Source organism: Nonlabens sp. (assembly GCF_039941875.1).
In the GTDB taxonomy this organism is placed as follows: domain Bacteria; phylum Bacteroidota; class Bacteroidia; order Flavobacteriales; family Flavobacteriaceae; genus Nonlabens.
In genome coordinates, this window is sequence record NZ_JBDVDQ010000003.1 from 1 (window position 1) to 23,715 (window position 23,715).

Below are 23,715 nucleotides of genomic sequence, written 5' to 3' on the forward strand. Positions count from 1 at the left end.
CCTGGGCTTACTCACTTATGACCCAAATACGAGAGCGCAAGCACAATTCTATTGGAATGGACTAGATACCAAACATCAATCTAACCTCAACCGTATTTTAAAAAGTGCTGGTGAGGTATTATCTGTTTTTCCAGATAGTAAGGAATACGATTTTATAATAGAAGAACTGGCTGATGAGATTTTTAAAACATCTGAGTCTGCTAATAGTTTATCTATCGCAAGTTACTTATTCAATGAACTGAAAGACAATGATCATTTCACAGTAAGCACGAGCGCGATTCAATTAAAAGAAGCTTTTGAGAAGAAAATAAAATCTCAAAATGCCGATTTGAAATTTAAGAAAAGCCTAGAAGCTTGTGAGGACGTGAAGTCTAAAGTGGAACTGGTGAGACATTGGGTTTCCGCTTTCGCGAAAGCGGACTCAAAACAAACTTTATTACCCTACATAGATGAATGTGTAGCAAACCTACTTTATGGAGAGCTTACAGCTGATAAAACAGTAGCCATCTCACCTAGTGAAAACATCAATGGATTAAAAGGATCGCACCAGACGATTGAAGAAGGTGTATTTGTGTTTAATTACCATGAGTTTGTACATACACTAGAGCACTTTACAACTATAAAAGTACCTGCTTATGAAACCTTTAGAAAAGCCAAACAAGAGGTAACAGAAGAGTTAAAAGAGTCCTTGCGATTAGAAGAATTTAAACCACGTGTATTGAGTTCTTTTGTACGTAACAAGTTGATCGATCAAGTTTATTTCCCATTGATAGGTGATAACCTTGCTAAACAATTAGGTACGGTAGGTGATACCAAACGTACCGATCGCATGGGATTATTGCTACTTATATCGCCACCAGGTTATGGTAAAACAACTTTGATGGAATATGTGGCAAACCGTCTAGGATTAATATTTATGAAAATAAATGGTCCAGCGATAGGTCATGAAATCACATCTGTAGATCCAGAAGCGGCAACTAACGCAGCAACGAGAGAAGAACTTAAAAAGCTGAATCTTGCTTTTGAAATGGGTGATAATGTGATGTTATATCTAGATGATATTCAACACTGTAATCCTGAGTTTCTACAAAAATTTATCAGTCTGTCTGATGGTACACGTAAGATTGAAGGAGTTTATAATGGAAAGCCTAAAACTTATGATTTACGTAGTAAAAAATTCTGCGTGATTATGGCTGGTAATCCGTATACAGAAAGTGGAGATAAATTCCAGATTCCAGACATGCTTGCTAACCGTGCTGATATTTATAATCTAGGTGATATTATAGGTGATACAGCTCATTTATTTGAATTGAGTCTCGTAGAAAATGCACTGACTAGTAATCCTGTATTGCAACAGTTGAGTAACAAACATTTTGATGATGTGTATGCATTAATCGATCGTGTTCAAAACGGAGCAAGTGATAATGAGTTAAAAGGAAACCACAGCAATCAAGAAATAGCCGATTACGTTGCTGTACTTGAAAAGGTTTTGAAAATACGTGATACCGTTCTTAAAGTGAACCAGACCTACATCGCAAGCGCAGGAATGGAAGACACATACCGTACCGAGCCTAGTTTTAAACTACAAGGTTCTTACCGTGATATGAATAAACTGGTCGCTAAAGTTGTTCCTATCATGGATGATAAAGAACTGCAAACGCTTCTATTATCGCATTATGAAAGTGAATCACAAACCTTAACAAGTGCTGCTGAAGCTAACTTATTAAAATATAAAGAACTCGTCAACAACATCACTCCAGAAGAGCAACAACGATGGGAAGACATCAAAGGGATTTTTGCCAAGAACAATAAGCTTAGCGGTCTAGGTGGACAGAATCAAATGTCACAAGTGTTGAGTCAAATGATGGATTTCACCGAGAATCTAGAAGGTATAAAAGAGGTGTTGAGGAAAGGACTTAGTAAGTAATTTATATGAAGCTAAGACCACTTAAGGTATTGTTTTACAATACATAAGCGATAATGTATGAATAATTAAAAATAGAAATGCTAAGAAAACGAAAGTCTCTTAGCATTTTTTTTGCCTTACATATTTTTGAATAGCACATGTTAAAGGTGTAATTTTCGCAAAAATATCAATTCATTGAAGAAAACATTACTTTGCTATTCTATCCTATGTACAGCTTTTATTAAACTAGGTTATAGCCAGACCAAAACGCCAACAACGTCTCAAAAAATTGATACTGTTTACATTAAGTCTGCACGTATTTCTACTACTGCACAAAAATTACCTGCAGCAGTATCTGTTTATCAAGCAACAGATGATGATGCAACAAGACAGCAACTTTCTCTACAAGAATACACACAACAGACTCCAGGTGTTTTTACTCAAAATGCCAATAATTTTGCTCAAGATTTAAGAGTTTCTATGCGTGGTTTCGGTGCGAGATCTGCTTTTGGAATACGAGGCATAAAATTAATCGTAGATGGAATTCCTGAAACTACACCAGATGGTCAAGGACAATTAGACAATCTTAACTTAGGAATTATAGACCGTTTAGAGGTGTTAAAAGGACCTAGTTCTAGCTTATATGGTAATGCATCAGGTGGTGTTATCTCTATTCAAACTATAGATCAGGTAGAAAAGCCTTTCTCTACCTTGAAAGCAACTGCTGGATCTTATGGATTTCAAAATTTACAAGCTACAGCTGGAATTAATGCAGGAAATGCAACCTATATATTTCATGGTAATTATGTAAAGTCAGACGGATACAGAGATCAAAGCGGTTTTGAACAATATAATGCTAACGTAAAAGCTAATTTTAAATTAAGTGAGAAGTTCACTTTAAAGGCTTTACTTAATTATAGTGATTCTCCACAAGCTGATGATGCAGGTGGTATCAATTTAGCCTCAGTAGAAGAAGACAGAAGACAGGCTAGAGATGCAAACGTCCTTTTTCAAACAGGAGAAACGATACAACAATTTAAAGCTGGACTAAGTGCCATCTGGAATATCAATACAAGTACCACTGTAGAAGGTTATATGTTTTATAACAACAGACAGTTTGAAGGAAGATTGCCTTTTGAATTCGGAGGTTTGATCGATTTAGGAAGAGATTATGTAGGACAAGGCGCAAACATCACTTATTCAAAAGGAAAAAATACTTTGAAAGCAGGATATGATTTTGGATATCAAAATGACGATAGACAACGTTTCAGAAATCTAGAAGGTATAAAAGGTGAGCAAACTCTTGACCAAAAAGAGCGTTTTACAAATCTAGGTATATACGTTACCGATCATTTAGAGCTTGATAAATGGTATCTTACTGGAGGAATTCGTTTTGATTATAACAAACTTACCGCAGTAGATGAATTCTTAGACAATGGTGACGATTCTGGTGACATCACATTAAATTCTTTAAACCCAAGTATAGGTGCTAGTTACGCTTTCGCGAAAGCGCACAACGTATATGCTAACATTGCTACAAGTTTTGAAACACCTGCATTATCGGAGTTATCTGCAAATCCTACTGGTGACCAAGGATTTAATGAAGATCTGGAAGCGCAAAAAGCTATTAATTATGAAATAGGTATTAAGGGACATCTAGCAAAAGGTTTAAGTTATCAAACAGCTATTTTTTACATCGATACAGAAGATGATTTAGTCCCATTTGAACTTGCCGCTTTTCCAGATCGTACTTTCTTTAGAAATGCAGGAAAAACTACACGTAAAGGTCTAGAAGTTGAAGGAGCATATGCTTTTACAAAAGCATGGTCACTTACTGCTGCTTACACATTTTCTGAATTTAAATACAATGACTTTGTGGTAGATGATGTAAACTTTGATGGTAATTTATTACCTGGTATTCCAAAACACTTAACAAACATAGGGTTACAATATCAGTCTGAAAAAGGCTTCTTTGCTACCGTCCAAGCATCATTAGTAGGTAAGCAATATGCAAATGACAGTAATGAAGCGACTGTTGATGGATATGAAAATATCAATTTTAGAACTAGCTATAGTTTTATCTATAAGAAGATTGCGATAAAGCCTTATGCCGGTTTAAACAATATACTGGATCAAGAATACACAGATAACGTAAGGATTAACGCTTTTGGGTCACGTTTCTTTGAACCTGCTCCAGGGATTAATGGTTATGGTGGTATAGAGGTACGATTTTAAGTAACCTTCCTACATCTTATCTTAAATTGAAAAATGCCAAGAGAATAAAATTCTCTTGGCATTTTTAATACAACTAATTTCTAGAAGCTATTTAAAGAGCTTCTATTTGTTGTGTAGCCTTTGCTATACTTTCTTCTCTATTTACATTAGCCAGATCTGCTGCTATAAAGGTGACATCTGTAATGCCTACAAAGCCTAAGAAAGTTCTTAGATATGGAGTTACAAAATCTACCTCACTACCTACAGGAGTACCACCGGTAGAAACAACTACGTATGCTTTTTTATCTTTCAACAAACCTACCGGACCTTCTGGAAGGTAATTGAAACTAATTCCTGCTCTAGAAATTAAATCGATATAAGTTTTTAAACCTGCAGTAACACCAAAATTATACATAGGTGCTGCGATTATGTAGGCATCTGCTGCGGCAAATTCTAGTGCTAGTTCATTACTACCTGCGACTGCTGCTTTTTGAGCGTCCGACTGTTGATCTACCGGTGTAAAATAACCCATGTAACGATCTTCATTACCTAAGGTCACTTTATCATCATAGTAAAGATCTCTTTTACTTGTTATTGCGTGTCCTTGAGATTCTAATTTATTTTGTAACACATCTAGTAATCCACGACTTACACTCGCTTCGTTTAATGGACTGCTATCTATTCTAAGTATATTCATAATGTTGTATATATAATATTTGTATGTACAAATAAATGATTTTAATTATAACTAAAAAGAAAATGTTTGTTAAAAATTTACGGTAAAGAATTATGAAAACGACTATTTCCCCCTATAAGCTCTCATTTACTTATAGAGAGAAACAATTAATTTTAAACAGCTTTCAACATATTCAAAAGATCATTTTCTGTATCTTTTCCTTTGTTCTTGTTGTACCAGTTTTGTAATTCTTCTTTAAACTCTGGAGAGAGAACACCTTTTGCTGCCTTCTCCTCTGCAACGAGTTGTGTTGCTGTAGTAGGTCGTGGTCCCCATGTAGTAACTGGTAAACCTGTCTCTTTATTTATTAAAATAAGCTTTGCTATAGAACGACCTCCGTTAGTTAAGAACTGATCCATTAAATCTAGATTATCATCTCTTAGAACGACTCTTAGATCTACACCAGCGGTTTGTGCCACTTTATTCATCATAGGCATAGTTTGTGCGGCATCACCACACCAGCTTTCTGTAATGATTAAAAAATATACTTCTTTATCAAATGCCGTTAGAAACTCTTCATTTTCGGGAAGAATCTTCATGGTCTTATCTAGACGTTTCATACGCTGATTATTCAGCATCGTATAATTTGCTAACGCTTCAGTAACCTCAGCACCTGTGTTCGTATTATTCTCGGTATGTGTTGCTACTAGGTCACGGTATTCTTGATAAGAAATAGAGTTATCTGTAGCTGTTTTTATGATTTGTTGTAATTCCATGATACAAAAGTAAGGCAGCAAGTAGTTTTAAAAAGGTGATAAAAGTCACAAGCTATGTTATATATTTCCCTACAACCAAATCTAGTAATTAATTTACTAGCTCTAACGTTGCGCTGTAAATGCTCTTATTTTCCATTTTTGCTTTAAGATATGCATAGAAACTCATGATAAAAATATCTTCTCTATCCACTGTTTTATAGGTAAATGCAGCGCTAACTTTTTTCTTAAAAGAATCTTCTGTAGTCTCAAAAGGGTTTTCAAAGTATAGACGTAACAAACTCATAAATGCCAGCACACGATCTTCTTTTAAATCGAGCAAACGCGATCTAAACTTCTTTTTAAAACTACGCATCTTAGACTCTACTAAATCTGGCTGATTGAGTTCCATATAAATCAAAATCTCTAGAACATTTTTCTTGAGCACCCATAATAGATTTTCCTTTTTTTCATAAAACCTATCGCTATGCATAAATGAATTTATAACACGTCTTGCCTCCTGAGGTTGCTCTTGTTGAAATAAAAATGTTGCATGTGCCAGTCGTATTCTTAAAGATATTTTTTTAAAGCTACTCACCTCTTCTATCGCCTTTGCGGCATTACCTGTATAATTATAATTGAGTGCTTTGAGAAGTAATACACGCTCTTCAAATTGCTTTTTATATTTCCCTTTTTGTTTTATAATCTCTAGATCTAACTCGTTTATTAATAATTGAGATCTATAAAAATCTTTGTTTCTAAAACAAGCACCAGCCATGAGGTACAATATCTCACAATGGTAGTACAAGTGCTTTGCTGCCTGGTGCTTTTTCAACTCTACAATATCATAGATGTGGTTCATAAAAATAGAAACCCCAGCATAGTCAGATTTTAAAGTTGCCGCTTCTGTAGCAATATTCATTAATTGATATAGAGATTTAAAAGAAAGTTGCTGATCTATAGAAATTTGAAAAAGATCTAACTGCGTTTTAATCACCTTATAAACATTTGCAGGATGTGTCCTTAATGCTTTTTGTACAGTTGCATAGGCCATTACCAGTCTAGATTCTGCTAGGTATCGTTTTTCATTTTCTTGATAAGCTGTTATCGTTTCTTCTAACGACATCGCATCATTGATATGCGCATATTGAACCTGAGTATAATAAATCTCCTGTAAGACCACATAAGATTCTAACGCAATAGCCATAGAAGCTGCCTTTTTAAGCGTTTTAAAACCTAATCTATACTGTTCACGTTCTAATAATATACGAGCTGCTAGAACCAGTTTAAAAAGTTGCATCTCTTCTTGTGACTCACTGGCAAAACCATTTATAGCTATAAAATCTATAAGACTCTCTTTTAAACGGTTTTTGAGAGCATGCAGGGCGCTTTTATTCGGTTTTCCATAGATTTTTATATCGAGATCTACTCTTGCACCTTGTTGTATGAATTGAAATAATTCTATGTTCTTTACGTCGGTGCGTTGGTTTCTCGCTTTCGCGAAAGCGAGAAAAGCATCCACCTCATCGCTACCAAATGAATTGATGAGACTAATTAAATCGTTCATATATTAAACTTATCTTATTGATTTACTGTATTATAAATTTATATAATAGTTTTTCAATCGTATGAATTAAGCAAAAATAGGTTATTTACAAGTACGAGCTCGTCACATATTTGCAGCATCAAAACAAAACAACATGGAAAATCAAGTTAATTACAACACCGAAAAAAAAGAAGTTAAAACAACAGAAACATTTACTGGTAAACCGACAGCAGCATTTATAGCCGCATCGTGGACAGCATTGCTAGTAGGAATGGTTTCTTACTGTATAGGATTATGGAATGCAGAGATGGTGCTTAATGAAAAAGGATACTATTTTGTAATCCTACTCTTCGGTTTATTCTCAGTGATATCGGTACAAAAAGCCGTGAGAGATAAACAAGAAGGACTGGCCGTGACCGATATGTATTACGGTATAAGCTGGTTTGTCACCATCGCATCTATTGTGCTACTAGTAATAGGATTATGGAATGCAGACTTGCTTTTAAGTGAGAAAGGATTCTATGCAATGTCCTTTTTGCTAAGTCTATTTGCTTCTATAGCCGTGCAAAAAAACACTAGAGATGTCAAATTTCTTGATGGAAATTAGAAAGAGGCAAAATGATTAACGATTGGAGATTAACAATATCAGATTTTTGATTTGTTTACTCTGACGTAAACATCCTTTGTCCTAAACGACATTTCTTTAAATGGAAACTAAAGTAATACGTAAAATTATTCTAATTTAAAATTAAAAAATAATAAAATGACTTAACAAAACCGGCTCGTGCCTAATGACGAGCCTGTTTTGATGACAGAAGCGACCTTTTCATAATGAAGAGGTCGTTTTTATTTTAATACATTAGAGTAGTTCTTAACTTATAGATTTTCTGGTAATCCATAACATCTCGATATATCAGACAATGCCAAGACGAATACTTGGCATGTCGATTCTAAAGAGTTATTTGTTATCGTAAAGTGCTTTTACTTTCTCAAGATCGGTTGCTGGATTAAGTTCATAGAAATAATCGAGTTGCCATTTTTGAGTACGTATGGCAGTTGCGTTTAATGGCGTATCCCAAGATGGATAAACTCGTATGGCTCTTTTACCTTCTTTTTTACTTGTTGAGATAATTCCTTTTTTAATAAGAACAGATATAGGAAATACGAACTGCCCTAATTTATCTCCAGCCTTTACGTTAACCACAAAAAAGTCAAAAGAATCTTTCTCCCTAAAAGGCTCTATAGGTCCCTCATCCTTTCTTTTCCAAAAGGTTACAAACTGCCCGATCTTTTTAGGTGTAATCTTAGAATCTCTACAGATGATACTCTTATCGCTTAGTTGAAACTGACTAGCCTTGTATTCTTTACTTTCTATCTCTTCTAGATAATCTGTAATAGGTAATGAGCACTTATTATAAATCTTCTCTTGTACTATTTTTAAGGTATCATTCATTCTAAAAGAGGATTAAGCCAGCGTAAATAATTTGCCCGGCAACGGTTTTACCACACCTTTAAGTTCCATACTCATGAGTTGAGAGGCAACTTTGTGAACTGGCATATTTATTTTGAGGGCTATAATATCCAGCATCTCATTATCATTCTCCTTTAAGAATCTATAAATAAGCTTTTCTTCTTCAGTAAGCTCTACAAAAAGTTGTTTCTGGACGGCGACACCTCGCTCCTTCCATCCTAGAATGTAGGGAACGTCGGCTGTTTTTGTGAGCATGTGTGCTTTAGACTGTTTTATCAACTCGTTACAGCCTATGGCATATTTATCATTCACACGACCTGGAACAGCAAATACCTCACGGTTGTAACCGCAAGCCAAGTCTGCAGTGACTAGCGAGCCACCTTTAGAAGCGCTTTCTATAACCACAGTCGCCTCACTCATTCCTGCAATGATTCTATTTCTACCCAAGAAATTCTTGCGATCAAAGTTATCTGTATGCCAAAAATCGGTGATAAAACCACCGTTTTGCAACATCTCTTCATTGTGCGCCGCATGATTACGTGGATAGGTTTGATTTAATCCATGTGCCATAACCGCAATAGTTTGTAAACCGTGTTCTATCGCCATTTTATGCGCTAGAATATCTACTCCATAAGCATAACCACTGATTATGATAGGTTTTAAAGGTGCAATTTCTGAGATAAATTTTTCTAAAAATGCGGCTCCATTACTCGTAATTTGTCGTGTACCGACTATACTCAGCGTGTACGGATTATCGAGGTCTATGTTTCCTTTTTCAAAGTAAATGATAGGCCCATCTACACAATATTTTAAACGTTCTGGATAATCTTCATTATAATAAACGCGGTATTTGATTTTATTCTCTTCTATGAATTCCAGCTCTTTTGCTGCTTTAGAAAATAGACCATCTTTATTTCTTATAAACTGTGCCTTCTTCTCTCCTATTCCTTCTATGGCAGCTATGTCTTTGTATTGCTGTTCAAAAACTCCAGTCGCATTACCAAAGGTTCTTATCAACCTTTTGGCCATAATATCACCTATTAACGGTGCTTTTTTAAGTGCTAGCAGAGAAAGAAGTTCTTGTTGGTCCATAGAGGACTAAGTTATGGAAAATGTATGTAGTTCTTGATGGTTTTATTGTTTCGCTTTCGCGAAAGCGGAATTAATTCAAAGATTCTAAGACTTTTTCATGCGATAGTACCAATGGTTTCAATACTGGTCTTTTAAAATTACCTATGAAAAGTAGGTTTAAAAATAAAGCAAAATAAACAACACCCTGCTGTCTTTCTAAAACGTTTTCTGCAAGCATAAAAACACCGAAAAGAACTAAAATAGCTATACCTAAATAATTTCTGTGATTAAGTCCAGTAGAGAGTAATGCAAATAAAGAAAATGCAAATAATATCAAACCGAATAATCCAACGTTTAAAAAAACACTTAAATACTGATTATGTGAATTATATGAAGCATTTTTAAGACTACTACTTTTACCATCATAACAATTAATAAGCTCTTCCTTACCATCCCCTAGACCAAAGCCTAACAATCCAGCCTCTGGAATAAGCTCTATGGAACACGATTGAATCGTTTTTTTAATTTCAGCATATTCCATATTCGCAGAATCCTTTACGATTAATAATCTATTAAATTTTTCATTAAAACTTGACGAAAAAGTTAATAGCCCAATAACTAAAACTGTAGCTGACATAAATAATGCCCATAACTTCGTCTTATTAACCATGAGCGCATATAATCCGAATGCGACTGTAAAAGATATTATCGCAGACTTAAATGATAGAATTAATAATAAAACGAATAAAATAGAAATGGTCAAAATTGCAACAATAGCCTTCCATACCTTCTGTGACAAAAAATATAAATAAACCGTAGCAATTAGAGCCAAGGCTATATGCAAACTCAAATAGAGAGCGTCCATCCCCACGACCGTTCCTTTTTCTAAAATTTGATCGTGAAATAATTCTAAATTATGAATCACACTAAAATTATCTACTATAACAAATAAGGATAATAAAACTATTGATCCTACATAGACTTTTATATAATTCTTAGTCTCTTTTTTGACTAGCTCGACAAGGCTAGAAGAAAACAATGAAAGAGATAATGGAAACAACAGTAATGGACTTGCGGTACTTAGTTTTTTTAAAGCATATTCCATATTTTCAGAGTAAAACAAACTACCTATATAACTGAAGTATAGAAGTGAAATTACGATAAAAAATTTCCAATTAAATTGTCTTTTAAAAGTATTAAAATAAGCAACTATTGAAACTATAATAAAAACACCTATCATTATGTTACCAGCTATTTTAGGCAATAAAGGCATAAGAAATAATCCATAAATAGTATATAAAACTGCTTTATGATATTTATTTATTGGGTTTTCTTTTTTCAAGTGATATGTGCTTTTTCAATTTACGAAGATGATGAAAAACTTACCTTTTTACAATGTAAAGCTATTACCTTTACAGTTATAATTTATTTTAAGTGAAAAAAATTAAAGTTCTTCATGTAATAGAAGCCTTAGGAGGTGGTGTTTATAGCTATTTTACAGACTTAACTAAAGTAATGGGAAATGACCCTAACTTAGAAGTTTTCGTTGCTTATAGTGATAAACGTAGTGAAATCAATCCTAACAAGATTAATGAAGACTTTAATAAAAATTGTAATTTAATTTTATTAGATCTTCATAAAGATATCTCTTTAAGTAACGACTGGAAAGGGGTCAAACAGATTAAGGAAACAATTGAGTTTATTAAGCCGGACATAGTACATTTACATAGTAGCAAAGCAGGTATTTTAGGTAAGCTGGCACTGGCTATGACAACACATCAATGTATTTCTTATTATACACCACATGGTTATTCTTTTTTAAGATTAGATATATCGAAATTAAAAAGATATATGTTTAAAAATATAGAATATCTATTTACAAAATTTTCTAAGACTAAGACTATAGCTTGCGGTTTTACTGAGCAAACTATTGCTAAAAGAATGAATAAAAATGCTGAACTTATTAATAATGGTATTAGGCTAGATCAAATAAATTACAATCCAAAAACTTCATCGAAAAAAATAATTATAGGCACCTTAGGAAGAATTAGTTTCCAAAAAAACCCAACGTTTTTTAACGGTCTAGCACTATACACACCAGAATACAATTTTTTATGGATAGGTGATGGAGATATGAAATCTTCTATAACAGCACAAAACATAAACATTACCGGCTGGTTTACAAAACGTAAAGAAGCACTTCCGTTTCTAGAAAAACTAGATGTTTATTTACAAACTTCTTTATGGGAAGGGTTACCCATAGCCGTCATAGAAGCTATGGCAATGGGGTTACCTGTAATTGCAACAGATGTAATAGGGAACAAAGACTTAATAGTCCATGGAAAAACAGGCTTTTTAATTGAGACTAAAGAAGACTTTAAAAATGCTATGTTATCTCTAGAAGATCCTGAAAAAAGAATGAAAATGGGTAAAGCAGGAAGGTTAAGAGTGGAACAATATTTTAATTGTGAAACTAATTTCAAAGAACTTATAGATCTTTATACAAATGACTATTCCAAAAAATACTAGCAAAGATACTCACCCATAGGGCGCTGAAGGTGATACCATCAAAACGTATTAAAAAATCATCTGTTAAGTTAGAAGTGAAAAAGAGAAGAAAGAAAAATATGGGTATAACATGTTGCCATTTTAAACCTATCCATAGAATATGAAAAACATATAACAAGACACCTATTAGGCCTAAAATTCCAAATTTTAATAAGAAATCAATATATTGGTTATGCGTAGGGAACTTATATTTAGATAAGAAAATTTGATTAGTATCTATATAAGCTTGATTAAGTTCGTCCTTACCGTCTGCAGCACCTACTCCAAACCATACATCTTCCTGAGCACGCTCCCAGGCTGTTTTCCATATACTTACTCTAGTAACAAAACTACTATAAATCTCTCCCTCAGGGTCTTCAAAATCATCTAATTTCCCCACTTTGTCCATGTGAGCAAAAGTTACACTAGAAAACTTTTCTGATATGTATGGGAACGCTTTCGCGAAAGCGAAAAAAACAACCATTAATAACACACCTGTCCCAGCAGTAATTGATATTAATTTCTTGCGAGATACTTTTTTAAATAACTCAAAGAATAAGATTAAAAAGATACCCAACACGGCATTTGCAATAGCAAGACGCGTATTGATTATAAGAAGCATTAATAATGAAGCTAAGAACAAGACTGTTCTATAGCTTAAAAGTTTCCATTTATTTTTAATCGCATGATTAACCAGTAGGAAAGTATTCACGACTACTAAGAACGCGACGTGCATATTAAGAGCTGGTGCATGAACAGAAGTACTATTTGCAAAAGAATAACCCATCTCCCATAAATGAATTCCATTCAAATATTTTTGAACTAATTCTGGTTCGACTATTAAGAATCTAACCAGTAAAACATATAAAATAGTTGTGAAGCAAACACTATAAATTTTAAGTATCTTATGGAAATCAAAAACGAATACTTGACCTATTATAAGTAATGGGAAAATGAAGGTGCTTAAGCGTTTTTCCATATGTTTAAAACCATCTCCTAGATCTACATTATTCCAAAGAAATAATACATCTAGCAAAAATGGTATCGAGATAATAAGAATGGGAATCCATTTTTTACTACTAAACTTGAGTTTTTTGTAAAACAAAAAATTAAAGGCAATGAATATTAAAATGCCAATAGTCGCAGGTTTTCTAAAAACTAAAATACTAGCTAATAAACCTAATAGATTTATATAAACTATGTTATAATTAGCTTTTAACTTTTGCAGGAGATTTAAAAACATATTTTTTCTTGTGCAGTGGTTTCTTAATTAGTCCTTGATCATAATAAACGGCTATCCATATAAGCGGTAATATTCCTATTTTATGCCTTATGGCACTACCTAAATCTGGTTCAAAAACTCCTTGAACAATGAAGTATGCAAAAAGAAGATGAAAAATCCATTGCTCTACTCGCCTATTTTGTTTCTTCTTTAAAATCTTGTGATAATAATAGAGTAATAAAATTACTAATGATAATTGCCATATTACGAAAGCCACAACTTGTGGCTTATAAATAAACTGTAATCCATTAATAGGCAGATTAACTGTAAGAAAACCGTAGAAAATACCAATACTTTCACCATAAAATGAATCTGTTTTAATTGGTGAAATAATCATAGTATCAGCGTTAGTATTCTTTTTTGCAATCCTAACTTTATTAAGCTCTTCCCTAGAACTTTCAGACATATATTGTCCTTTTAGTAATCCATAAGAAAGTGATATAAATATGGCTATTAAGAGCCCGTAGAAAATATTAGAAAAAATTTTATTTTTAATACTAACTAAGTTGATTAAATATATCCCTACGCTTATGATTGGAATTAAAAAGTAATAGGGTCTAAAAATAGCTCCAAATAACATCAAGAGTAAACTACTCCATATTATTTTTTTTAAAACACCCCTGTCTGAAATTAAAACCCTGCATATAATATAAATGTAAATAAAGTTTATAAATTCTTTTGAAGCAAATGCTATAAAAAATGCTAGCATAATTAGAGCTAACCACATTATTACATTTCGTAGATAAAGTTTGTGGAAAAAATCAGGTAAACCTAGTCGCCAAATTAGATAAAACAATACAGGTAACTGAATTAATGCAACTACTGGAAATGGAAGCTTGCCTATCCCAGATATATGGTATAGATTCATAGAGATAGGATAACTACCTAACCATCCTTTTTCATTATACCTATCAAGAATAATCGTGTAGGCATCAAACATAAATCTATCTGGCAAATAATATGTGGCAAATATTCCTAAAATGACCGTCAATAAAGCGATAAGTAGAAATAGTAATTTTTTTCTATGCAAAAGAATCATTAATTAAGTATTAAAATTAAACGATCTTTTGCATAAACATATACCACAGTAAATATATTCCAAAGGATCAAGCTTATAGTGCTTGATATCGCAGCACCATTCATCCCGTATAATGGAATCAAAAAAATATTCAATATTAGATTAATTAACACAGTTATGAAAATAATGTTTCTAAACACTACTTGACGTCCTGTCATGTTCATATAAGTTCCAGTACATCCACATAAAGCATTGACAGTCGTTCCTATTAGAAGAATTAACAATACTGAATTTCCAGAAACATAATCTTCTCCAAAACAGAGTAAAATACTTTTTGAAAAGAATAAAAATATTATTAAAAACGGGAAAGACATCAACGCAATTAAACGAGTGTATTTAATGATCAGCAGTTTCAGGCTTTCCATATTACCACTGTAATAATTATCAGCAATCATTTTAGAAATAGAAGATTGTAAAGTAGTTTGAATCATAGCTATTAATGCTATTATTTTAACTGGTTGTGCATAAATAGCAATCAACTCATCACCTTTAAAATATTTTAAAAAAAAGATATCTATAGATAACAATAAAAAAAAACCTAAACTACTTAAAGACATAGGGAACGATATCTTAATGATTTCTTTGTAAGTAATAATCGTTTTAGAATTGTTAACTTTTAACAATGGATAGATGTGTAAGGTACTTATAATTGAAAATAAAAAAAATGAGAATAAAAATACGTCGAGTATGAAATGAGTTAAATCTTGATACAGCAGAACAATTACTCCTACAAATAATAAAATGTATTTAAATATCCCACGATAAATCTCAGACCAAATATGTTTACCATAAACCCTAAAAACTTCAGTATTAAACAATGTTAGTGCATAAAAAAATAGAACGCCTAACACTTTAAAAAGCATAGGCTTATCTAAGGAAATTATGTTAATCCAACTTGCAGGTATTATCAATATAATCGACAAAATAAAACAAGATATCATAAAGTAAATCAATATAATTTTATGATAAATTGCCTTTAACTGACTTAAGTCGTTGTTACTGGATAGTCTTCCTGCTATTTGCAAAATTGAACGATCAGTACCAATTAATACAAAGGCCCCTGCTAACAATAAAATAGACCTCGCTAGTTCAAATTCTCCAACGATTGTTTTATCATAATAATTAGTCATAATTAAAGTAGATAAGAATAAAAATGCTACACCCATACCTCTTAAGGTTATAAGAGCTATTTGTTTTGAAAATAGTAGCTTGTACAGTTTAACTATCATTGAAAAAATTATGACTTCTCAGGGAAAAACAAAAATAGATTATTGTTAGAGTATTTGTATCAAGACAGCCGCTTATATTTGTTATTCAATTCTTTATTGAAAATTAATGACTAGAAAAATATTTTTGTATGTACCTACACTAGTGGGTGGTGGCGCTGAAAAGGTGTTTGTTCTCTTATCAAAATACTTTCTAACTCAAGGTTATGACGTTACTATATTATGTGCCTATGGAAATGTCTATCAAGAAATAATTCCATCAAAAGTCAAAGTCATGAGGCTATGTAAAAAGTCTCCTTTTAAAAATAAAAAATTGAATCTTTTATTTCGGTTATTGTGTATGCCCTTTTTACTTCTTAAAGTGTTGGTAATTCATAAACCTAATTTCTTCATGGCAACTGTACATGAAGCTAATTTATTAAGCTATTTCTGTTATAAAATATTTGGCAGTAAAAAAACTAAGCTAATTATTAGACTAGCCAACATATTTGAACCAGCAACTATCGGAAAATTATCAGCTCCTTTAAAATATGTTATAAGCAACAGTAAATATCTTATTGCAAACTCTCCTGACACAGCTCATTCTTATATTCAATTTGTTGGAAAAAAAATTGACATAAATATCATCGGTAATCCAGCTTATAATAACTCTAAAAAAGAGGAGGAAGTAATTTCTGACAATTATTTGATTGCTGTCGGACGTTTAGAACCACAGAAAAACTATATCCTAATGCTAGAAGCTTTTCATCTAGTAATAAAAAAATATCCTGACTTAAAACTATTTATTTTAGGAACTGGATCTTTAGAATCTGAAATAATTTCTAATATAAAATCATTGAATTTAGTTGAAAACGTTGAATTAAAAGGCTTTGTAAAAAATCCTTCTTTTTACTACAAAAATGCTAAGGCATTTATTTTAAGTTCTGATTTTGAGGGTTTTGGAAATGTAATTATAGAAGCTATGAGTCATGGCTTGCCTGTTATTAGTGCAAAATGTCCAGGTGGACCTAATTTTATACTCAACAGATCAGAGTTCGGAGAATTGTGCGAAGTTAAAAATCCGAAAGCTATGGCAACGGCTATTTTAAGAGTTTTAAATAATCCGGAAAAGTACCCTAAAGAGGCAATCATTAAAAGGGCCAAAGATTTTTCATTGGAAAAAATAGGCGAAGAATATTTAAGGGTAATTACCGATTCTTAATAGCCTAAGTAGGCCTCATACATCATCTCTACACCTTTTTCAAGGTCTATCTCATGTTTCCACCCTAACTCATGTAGTTTTGAAACATCAGTAAGTTTACGTGGTGTTCCGTCAGGTTTTGAACTGTCCCAATCGAAATTTCCTTGATAACCTACGGTGGTTTTAATCATCTCAGCGAGGTCTTTTATGGCTATATCTTCTCCTGTACCTATGTTAAGATGAGTGTTTTTAACGTCTTTGTCGTTCCCTTTTACGTCTTTAAAATCTACTTTTTCCATGAGATACACGCAGGCTTTTGCCATATCGTGTGACCATAAAAACTCTCTTTTAGGAGAACCTGTTCCCCATAGAGCGATACCAGATTCTGTGATACCATTTTTTTGTAATTCCGCTTTCGCGAAAGCGTAACTATCAACACCTAAATCCTTGCATAATTCTTGCTTTTTACCTTCCATAAGTAACTTACCAAGGTGCATTTTTCTAATCAACGCAGGAAGTACATGTGATTTTTCTAAGTCAAAATTATCGTTAGGACCATATAAATTAGTAGGCATCACTGAAATAAAATTAGTGCCGTATTGTAAATTGTAACTCTCACACATTTTGATACCAGCAATTTTTGCCACCGCATAAGGCTCGTTAGTATATTCTAACTCGCCAGTAAGTAAACTATCTTCTGGCATGGGTTGCGGTGCCATTTTAGGATAGATACAGGTGCTTCCTAAGAACAATAACTTCTTCACTCCATTCAAATAACTGTGATGTATCACGTTATTCTGAATCATGAGATTTTTATAAATAAAGTCTGCTCTATACGTATTATTAGCAACTATGCCGCCTACACTGGCAGCGGCAAGAAATACATATTCTGGCTTTTCAGTAGTAAAAAATTCTGCTGTGGCTTGTTGATTTGTAAGATCTAGCTCTTTATGAGTGCGTAGAATAAAGTTACTATAACCTAGTTTCTTTAACTCGGTCACAATAGCACTTCCTACAAGACCTCTATGTCCGGCGACGTATATTTTAGAATCTTTATTCATTATTATAAGCTTACCTTAAAATCTTACTTGTTGACAAGAACTTTGATAATTTTTAAAGAGAGAAACATGCCTGTGTCACACCCATCCCAACCTTCCCTCAAGGGAAGGAGTTTATTCAAAGTAATTGTTGATGCGGTATCCACCACTTTTTAAATATTCTTCTCGAGACATGAGATGCAAATCGCTTTTCATCATGTCATTTACTAATTCTTGAAGTGCGATTTCTGGAACCCAGCCTAGTTTTTCTTTGGCCTTAGAAGGATCTCCTATCAATAAATCTACCTCTGTAGGACGGAAATATCGTGGGTCTACCGCTACTACTTCTTTACCTATTTCTAGCTGATAATCTGGATTTGAGCAGGATTTAATTGTTCCTTTTTCATCTACACCTTCACCAGTAAATTCTAGTTCAACACCTATGTATTGAAAGGACATGCGCACAAAATCACGTACACTAGTCGTCGTTCCTGTTGCGATTACCCAATCTTCTGGCTCATCGTGTTGTAAGATCATCCACATCATGCGTACATAATCTTTTGCGTGTCCCCAATCACGTTTTGCATCTAGATTTCCTAAATACAATTTATCCTGAAGTCCTTTTACGATTTTAGAAGTCGCACGAGTAATTTTTCTAGTTACAAATGTCTCTCCACGTACTGGAGATTCATGGTTAAAAAGAATACCGTTACAAGCAAACATGCCGTAAGCCTCACGATAATTTACCGTTGCCCAATAGGCATACATCTTTGCAACTGCATATGGACTACGTGGATAGAATGGAGTGGTTTCTGATTGTGGTATTTCTTGCACCTTTCCATACAACTCTGACGTAGAGGCTTGGTAAACTTTCGTCATTTTTTCCATCCCTAACAAACGTACCGACTCAAGTATACGTAAAGCACCTATTCCATCAGCATTTGCAGTATATTCTGGCATTTCAAAAGAAACTTGAACATGTGACATGGCAGCAAGATTATAGATCTCGTCTGGTTGTGTTTCTTTAATGATTCTGGTTAAGTTAGTCGTATCGGTAAGATCTCCATAATGCAATTTAAACTTTACGTCAGTTTCATGTGGATCTTGATATAAATGATCAATACGCTCTGTATTAAAAGATGATGCACGGCGTTTTATACCATGAACTTCATATCCTTTTTTTAATAAAAACTCACTTAAATAAGCACCATCCTGACCGGTAACTCCAGTTATTAATGCTACTTTATGATTCTTCTCAGACATATTCTAGTTGTAAAACTGTAAAAATAAGGTTTCCTTATGGATTGTAAATGCGCACCACCTCATCAAGTCCTTTCTCAACAGTAGGAATCTTATAATTAAAAACCTTGATCGTATCGCTACCATCCATAACGCTATAAGTAGGTCGTTTTGCAGCGGTTTTAAAAGTGGCTACGGGATGGATGATTTTATCGAGATTTAGTTTTTTATTTATCGCAATGGCAAATTCAAACCAGGTCATCCCACCTTGGTTTGTAAAATGATAAACACCATAAGTCTCTGGATCGTTTTTTACGAGGTGTTTTATAAAAGAAGACACATCTAGTGCGCTAGTAGGAGAACCTGTCTGAGAATCTACTATTTTGAGCTCTTTCATGTCTGTGCCAGCTACCCATTTAAAGAAGTTCTTACCATGTGGTGCATATAACCACGATATTCTAAAAATATAGTGCTTACCATTAACCTGCATGATGGATTTCTCACCTGCCAGTTTACTAGCACCATAAACATTTATAGGGTCTGTTTCTTGTAATGGTAAATATGGCTGTGTTGCTGTTCCATTAAACACATAATCTGTGGAAAAATGAATTAATGTAGCCTGATATTGATTTGCCACTTGTGCCATTTTTTGAACCGCAAGAGCATTTATTTTAAAAGCTTTTTCTTGTTCTGTTTCTGCTAGATCTACTGCTGTATAGGCAGCACAATTAATAATATAATCTGGTTTTATGCTTTTTACTACTTGATCTAGTTTAAAACTACAAGTAATATCTAGGTCTTTACTAGAATAACTATATAAATCATGTCCTTGCAACGCATTTGTAATCGCTGTTCCCAGCATGCCCGTTACTCCTGTAATGATAATTTTTTTCAAGCTATGTGATTTTAATTGACCTACAGATTAAGAGATGTTTATTTAATCCACTTATGGCAAAAACTTATAATGTGATAAATCCTAGTTTCTCATCCTTTTCAGAAAGGATAATATCTTCTTTAGGTAATTTCCAGTCTATATGAAGTTGAGGGTCATCATAACGTACTCCATACTCTGTCTCTGGCTGGTACGTATTATCGATTTGATAATTTACAATAGCAGTTTCAGAAAGTACAGAAAAGCCATGTAAAAAACCTCTAGGAACTAATAGTTGCTTATTATTTTCTCCTGTGAGCTCAATGGAAAAATGCTTTAGATAAGTAGGAGATTCTGGTCTAAAATCTACTGCAACATCTAATATTTTACCTTGGATACAACGTACTAATTTTGCTTGTGCAGCATCTCCTTTTTGTAAGTGTAAACCTCTAAGAACTCCATAAGTAGAGGTGCTTTCATTTATGGTAATGAAAGGTTTCTGATTGGGTAACGCTTTCGCGAAAGCGAAACTATCAAAAGCAATACAGAACTTACCACGAGCATCTGGAAAAACCGCAGGTTCTATAATTTTACAATCTAATAATGGTGTATCAATTATATTCACGAGTTATGTTCTTTTTGATAAGCATTAAGAAATCTAAATACTAGCGGAATTAAAGCTATTAGAAGACCAAAACCGAAGAATACAAAGGCATATGTTACTGTAAGGTGTTTATTTACAATAACCCCTTTCTTAATAAAATAAGAAACGATATTAACTGTATTTTCATAACCGTATTTCTTCTCTCTTTCTGTTTCTAGATTAAAAAGCATTCTAGATTTTTCATTAAATAAGTCTTTGAATGTCTCTGTTTTACTCTGACCATTTACAAATACGTTAGTCCCCTTAGACAGGCTCGATTCTTTATCTTTAATTGCTACTTGATAAGCGCTTAATAAAGAATCTATCTCTGCCAGTTGATATTCCATTTTTAAAATATTAAAAGCAGTAGTCTCACGACCAGCCGTTCTTTGTGCTTTTATTAATGGATTATCCTCCACCTCGATGGCAAGTACGGCTGCTTTTTCTAAAGCAGTCTTAGACTTTGCAGCTATCTCTACTTTATAAAATTGATAATCGATATCTCTTTTGGCTAGTTTAAAGCCTTCAAAAGTATAATTCTCTAATGCGACAGTGTCTGCACGACGCGCCATGTAATCGTACTCTTCTAGAAGCTCGGTATCATTAAAGTCTGCAGTGATTTCAAAACTTACTAGTGTACTGGCCTCGTCTGTAGTAAGGTTTAATTCTTTTCCCAAAGTGGTAAAATCTTCTTCTTCTACTAAAGAATTATAATATTCTACGTTAGAAATAAGCTGCCCAGCACTTTCAAAATTAGGTTGTACTCTCAATTGAGCCGTAAAATTCTTTTTAGATTGTCTACTTAAAAAATTACCTAATCCAGCTCCTAAAACAAATAGAATACCTAATAGAATGATATTATTTTTAATAAAGATTAAAAACAGTATTAAAAAATGCCCTAACCCTTTAAAAAAACCTCCTATAGCCTTAAATAGGTTTTTAAATCCGTTACTTATCCAGACAAAAACTGGTACTAGATCTACTTCTTGTTCTTGGTTATTATTAGGCTGGTTATCCATGAATTTTGTATTGTATAATTTTCAAATATAATTGAAGTATAGCAATTATAAAGGAGCGATGTTTAAAGTAAATTTATAGATCTTCTAGTTGATCTATTTCTTGCTCTTCTACTTCTTCTACTTTGATACTGTTTTCCATGATTTGCTCAAGAATTTTTTCGGTAATCACGTATACTGGTTTTACACCTATTAAACCTAGTCCACCACTAGCTAGTGTATGTCCAGTTTTTAAAGGGTTATCACTTGCATAATAGGCATATCTTACTTTTACCTTTTTGCGGATGCTGCGCCTTACTCTAGATGCTGCCTGAATGGCTTTCTGGTAGTGAGCACCTTCCATTTCTAGACCTATTACTCTCCAACTAGAGTTATAGAAGAATTCTAAAAGGTCTTTGTTTTGTAACGATGTTCCTAAAACGGTAACCATAGAACCGGTTACTACTTTAATATCCTCACATTCTAGATCTTTTTTAGATAGTCTGTTCTTAAATGGATAATTATCTGCAGTACCTTCAAAAACGTGAGCATCTGGCACCATGATATCACCTTTATCACCTTCTAAAATACCTGCTTTACCCATGACATTAATGGAGTGCATATTCATCTGGTGTGTTTTACCTTGGTCATCTTTAAATGGCTTAAGTAACTCATCCATAGTTTCATATGCTTGCTCGCCAAAGGCATAATCCATTACTATAAGAACTGGTTTTGTATCGGTATCGCTATTGCGAAAACGTGCATCACAAAAACCTATGTTATCAAAATCACAGGCTGCTAGATCAAAAATTTGCACATCGATATTAGTACCGCTCGCATCTTTAAGCTCTGTCATACCATTTGCTAGCGCATGCTTCTTAATCAGATCACGGTTTTTCTTACCGCTATCATTACTCAAATCTGCAAAGATTTCCATGCGACTCTTTTTGGCCATTTGAGCAGCAAGTGCCTTAGGTCCATAAAGCGAATTCATTACACTGTGCAGGTTTGCGCTAATAATATGCAATGGTCTATCAAAAAGTCCTTGTTCTACCAGGTGTTCTTTAATACGATATGCCCATCTATCTCCATGAATGTGGTGGCCTAATCGTTCTCTTAGTACTGGAGAAAAAGTTACAAGTCTTTTTTCTTCGTCTAAGATTTCTTGTTTTGCTAGTCTACCTAGGTGGTAAATAACGCTTAAGAAACGGTTAGGATTTTCTTTAGTAGCAAAATCTGGATATACTGATTTTACTTCGTCAAAGGTTCTGCCTAGAATATTTGCTACATGAGTGATAGCAACTTCTTTCTCTTCTTGAGTTAATTTTTTCTTTGAAATAGCATTTTCTAAGCATTTCCAATCTCTAGAGGTATTACCGTTATCACCTACTATAACTTGTTTCATGATCTTGTGAGACTCGATCATTAAAAAGGTCAGGTGTGTAAGAATATCATAGATTTCAGAACGTCCACGAGTTACCTCTATGTTCATTTGCTCGTGATCTATGCGATAGCAATTGCGACGTCTCTTAGAAGGAATGATAGCTTTAAAGTGAGAACCTTCATAACCTTCATCACTAGTTAGGTTTATGTAAGTACATTCTTCTATACCTACTGGTAATCTATCCATTACATATAGTAAACCACTCAGTTCTATCTTCTCTTCGGCGATGGAACCATAGATTTCTGGTCTTAAAGTAAGAAGAGATTCTCTTAACGATTCACCACTGACGCCCATAGGTTTATAAAAGCCCCTATTAAATAGATGTCGCATCGTGATATAAATGCGCTCTATGGCGTTAGTACTTTCTTGAGCTCTGGTACGTGGTTCTACGTTAATTATTGGCATATATGTTATTTCGTAGCAAAGATACTATTATTAAATATGTAGTTTTCAGTCCCGGCGCACTGTTTTAAGTGATGACAGTAAGAATTAAAGTTTATTTAATACCTGCGTTACTTATAAAACGAACCTCGAATA

General features: G+C 33.5%; 20 protein-coding genes. 5 read left to right on the top strand and 15 right to left on the bottom strand.

The features are described 5' to 3' along the window. Both ABJF08_RS00385 and ABJF08_RS00390 read left to right on the top strand, forming a co-directional pair. A partial coding sequence (locus tag ABJF08_RS00385; protein WP_348114071.1) for an AAA family ATPase occupies positions 1-1,927 on the top strand: 1,927 nt, incomplete at its 5' end. A 174-nt stretch (positions 1,928-2,101) separates the two neighbouring features. After that, entirely contained in the window at positions 2,102-4,141 is a 2,040-nt protein-coding gene (locus ABJF08_RS00390) for a TonB-dependent receptor (RefSeq protein ID WP_348114072.1), read from the top strand. Positions 4,142-4,232: 91 nt separating this feature from the next. Here ABJF08_RS00390 and ABJF08_RS00395 read toward each other — a convergent pair whose 3' ends face one another. The 3 genes from ABJF08_RS00395 to ABJF08_RS00405 form a co-directional block, all read right to left on the bottom strand. After that, complete coding sequence (locus ABJF08_RS00395; protein ID WP_348114073.1) at positions 4,233-4,817, bottom strand: NAD(P)H-dependent oxidoreductase; 585 nt, start codon at positions 4,815-4,817, stop codon at positions 4,233-4,235. Between the two features lie 152 nt (positions 4,818-4,969). After that, complete coding sequence (locus ABJF08_RS00400) at positions 4,970-5,572, bottom strand: thioredoxin family protein (protein WP_348114074.1); 603 nt, start codon at positions 5,570-5,572, stop codon at positions 4,970-4,972. An 88-nt stretch (positions 5,573-5,660) separates the two neighbouring features. Further along, positions 5,661-7,115 carry a hypothetical protein gene (locus tag ABJF08_RS00405; protein ID WP_348114075.1) on the bottom strand — a complete coding sequence of 485 codons (1,455 nt, stop codon included), beginning with the start codon at positions 7,113-7,115 and terminating at the stop codon, positions 5,661-5,663. A 133-nt stretch (positions 7,116-7,248) separates the two neighbouring features. On the opposite strand from ABJF08_RS00405, the gene yiaA reads away from it, so the two are divergent. Beyond that, positions 7,249-7,701: an inner membrane protein YiaA gene (yiaA, locus tag ABJF08_RS00410; protein WP_348114076.1), complete on the top strand. Its 453-nt coding sequence runs from the start codon at positions 7,249-7,251 to the stop codon at positions 7,699-7,701. A gap of 351 nt (positions 7,702-8,052) precedes the next feature. Here yiaA and ABJF08_RS00415 read toward each other — a convergent pair whose 3' ends face one another. The 3 genes from ABJF08_RS00415 to ABJF08_RS00425 form a co-directional block, all read right to left on the bottom strand. Then, entirely contained in the window at positions 8,053-8,547 is a 495-nt protein-coding gene (locus ABJF08_RS00415; protein WP_348114077.1) for a MepB family protein, read from the bottom strand. Between the two features lie 12 nt (positions 8,548-8,559). Continuing rightward, complete coding sequence (dprA, locus tag ABJF08_RS00420) at positions 8,560-9,657, bottom strand: DNA-processing protein DprA (protein ID WP_348114078.1); 1,098 nt, start codon at positions 9,655-9,657, stop codon at positions 8,560-8,562. 70 nt (positions 9,658-9,727) lie between these two features. Then, on the bottom strand, positions 9,728-10,978 hold the full coding sequence (locus ABJF08_RS00425; protein WP_348114079.1) for an O-antigen ligase family protein: 1,251 nt from the start codon (positions 10,976-10,978) through the stop codon (positions 9,728-9,730). 92 nt (positions 10,979-11,070) lie between these two features. Here ABJF08_RS00425 and ABJF08_RS00430 point away from each other — a divergent pair, with 92 nt between their 5' ends. Next, positions 11,071-12,165, top strand: coding sequence for a glycosyltransferase (locus ABJF08_RS00430; RefSeq protein ID WP_348114080.1), 1,095 nt, complete (start codon positions 11,071-11,073; stop codon positions 12,163-12,165). On the opposite strand, the gene ABJF08_RS00435 is transcribed toward ABJF08_RS00430, so the two are convergent. The 3 genes from ABJF08_RS00435 to ABJF08_RS00445 form a co-directional block, all read right to left on the bottom strand. Then, the gene (locus ABJF08_RS00435) at positions 12,125-13,162 is read right to left on the bottom strand and encodes an O-antigen ligase family protein (protein WP_348114081.1); all 1,038 of its coding nucleotides are present in this window, start codon (positions 13,160-13,162) and stop codon (positions 12,125-12,127) included. The two genes, ABJF08_RS00430 and ABJF08_RS00435, sit on opposite strands and share 41 nt — an antisense overlap. A gap of 229 nt (positions 13,163-13,391) precedes the next feature. Beyond that, positions 13,392-14,504, bottom strand: a complete 1,113-nt coding sequence (locus ABJF08_RS00440) for a hypothetical protein (RefSeq protein WP_348114082.1) — start codon at positions 14,502-14,504, stop codon at positions 13,392-13,394. Further along, a complete protein-coding gene (locus tag ABJF08_RS00445; protein ID WP_348114083.1) occupies positions 14,504-15,709 on the bottom strand; it encodes a polysaccharide biosynthesis C-terminal domain-containing protein in 1,206 nt (401 codons plus the stop codon). The genes ABJF08_RS00440 and ABJF08_RS00445 overlap by 1 nt, the downstream gene beginning before the upstream one ends. A gap of 169 nt (positions 15,710-15,878) precedes the next feature. On the opposite strand from ABJF08_RS00445, the gene ABJF08_RS00450 reads away from it, so the two are divergent. Continuing rightward, the gene (locus ABJF08_RS00450) at positions 15,879-16,970 is read left to right on the top strand and encodes a glycosyltransferase (RefSeq protein WP_348114084.1); all 1,092 of its coding nucleotides are present in this window, start codon (positions 15,879-15,881) and stop codon (positions 16,968-16,970) included. Here ABJF08_RS00450 and ABJF08_RS00455 read toward each other — a convergent pair. The 6 genes from ABJF08_RS00455 to ABJF08_RS00480 all read right to left on the bottom strand — a co-directional run bounded on the left by ABJF08_RS00455 (position 16,967) and on the right by ABJF08_RS00480 (position 23,583). Next, positions 16,967-18,010 (bottom strand): GDP-L-fucose synthase, encoded by a 1,044-nt coding sequence (locus tag ABJF08_RS00455; protein ID WP_348114085.1) that lies wholly within the window; start codon positions 18,008-18,010, stop codon positions 16,967-16,969. The two genes, ABJF08_RS00450 and ABJF08_RS00455, sit on opposite strands and share 4 nt — an antisense overlap. Positions 18,011-18,121: 111 nt before the next feature. After that, positions 18,122-19,249 carry a GDP-mannose 4,6-dehydratase gene (gene gmd, locus ABJF08_RS00460; RefSeq protein ID WP_348114086.1) on the bottom strand — a complete coding sequence of 376 codons (1,128 nt, stop codon included), beginning with the start codon at positions 19,247-19,249 and terminating at the stop codon, positions 18,122-18,124. A gap of 34 nt (positions 19,250-19,283) precedes the next feature. After that, positions 19,284-20,120 (bottom strand): dTDP-4-dehydrorhamnose reductase, encoded by an 837-nt coding sequence (gene rfbD / locus ABJF08_RS00465; RefSeq protein ID WP_348114087.1) that lies wholly within the window; start codon positions 20,118-20,120, stop codon positions 19,284-19,286. 64 nt (positions 20,121-20,184) lie between these two features. Next, positions 20,185-20,721: a dTDP-4-dehydrorhamnose 3,5-epimerase gene (gene rfbC / locus ABJF08_RS00470; protein WP_348114088.1), complete on the bottom strand. Its 537-nt coding sequence runs from the start codon at positions 20,719-20,721 to the stop codon at positions 20,185-20,187. Then, complete coding sequence (locus ABJF08_RS00475) at positions 20,718-21,758, bottom strand: hypothetical protein (RefSeq protein WP_348114089.1); 1,041 nt, start codon at positions 21,756-21,758, stop codon at positions 20,718-20,720. The genes rfbC and ABJF08_RS00475 overlap by 4 nt, the downstream gene beginning before the upstream one ends. Before the next feature lie 73 nt (positions 21,759-21,831). After that, positions 21,832-23,583 (bottom strand): hypothetical protein, encoded by a 1,752-nt coding sequence (locus ABJF08_RS00480; protein ID WP_348114090.1) that lies wholly within the window; start codon positions 23,581-23,583, stop codon positions 21,832-21,834. Positions 23,584-23,715 lie beyond the last annotated feature (132 nt).

Coding starts and splice junctions, on each gene's coding strand:
- ABJF08_RS00395 (WP_348114073.1), bottom strand. CDS start 4,817: ATGAATATACTTAGAATAGATAGCAGTCCATTAAACGAAGCGAGTGTA.
- ABJF08_RS00480 (WP_348114090.1), bottom strand. CDS start 23,583: ATGCCAATAATTAACGTAGAACCACGTACCAGAGCTCAAGAAAGTACT.
- ABJF08_RS00400 (WP_348114074.1), bottom strand. CDS start 5,572: ATGGAATTACAACAAATCATAAAAACAGCTACAGATAACTCTATTTCT.
- ABJF08_RS00440 (WP_348114082.1), bottom strand. CDS start 14,504: ATGATTCTTTTGCATAGAAAAAAATTACTATTTCTACTTATCGCTTTA.
- ABJF08_RS00445 (WP_348114083.1), bottom strand. CDS start 15,709: ATGGGTGTAGCATTTTTATTCTTATCTACTTTAATTATGACTAATTAT.
- ABJF08_RS00450 (WP_348114084.1), top strand. CDS start 15,879: ATGACTAGAAAAATATTTTTGTATGTACCTACACTAGTGGGTGGTGGC.
- ABJF08_RS00415 (WP_348114077.1), bottom strand. CDS start 8,547: ATGAATGATACCTTAAAAATAGTACAAGAGAAGATTTATAATAAGTGC.
- gmd (WP_348114086.1), bottom strand. CDS start 19,249: ATGTCTGAGAAGAATCATAAAGTAGCATTAATAACTGGAGTTACCGGT.
- ABJF08_RS00435 (WP_348114081.1), bottom strand. CDS start 13,162: ATGGAAAAACGCTTAAGCACCTTCATTTTCCCATTACTTATAATAGGT.
- ABJF08_RS00405 (WP_348114075.1), bottom strand. CDS start 7,115: ATGAACGATTTAATTAGTCTCATCAATTCATTTGGTAGCGATGAGGTG.
- yiaA (WP_348114076.1), top strand. CDS start 7,249: ATGGAAAATCAAGTTAATTACAACACCGAAAAAAAAGAAGTTAAAACA.
- dprA (WP_348114078.1), bottom strand. CDS start 9,657: ATGGACCAACAAGAACTTCTTTCTCTGCTAGCACTTAAAAAAGCACCG.
- ABJF08_RS00455 (WP_348114085.1), bottom strand. CDS start 18,010: ATGAATAAAGATTCTAAAATATACGTCGCCGGACATAGAGGTCTTGTA.
- ABJF08_RS00475 (WP_348114089.1), bottom strand. CDS start 21,758: ATGGATAACCAGCCTAATAATAACCAAGAACAAGAAGTAGATCTAGTA.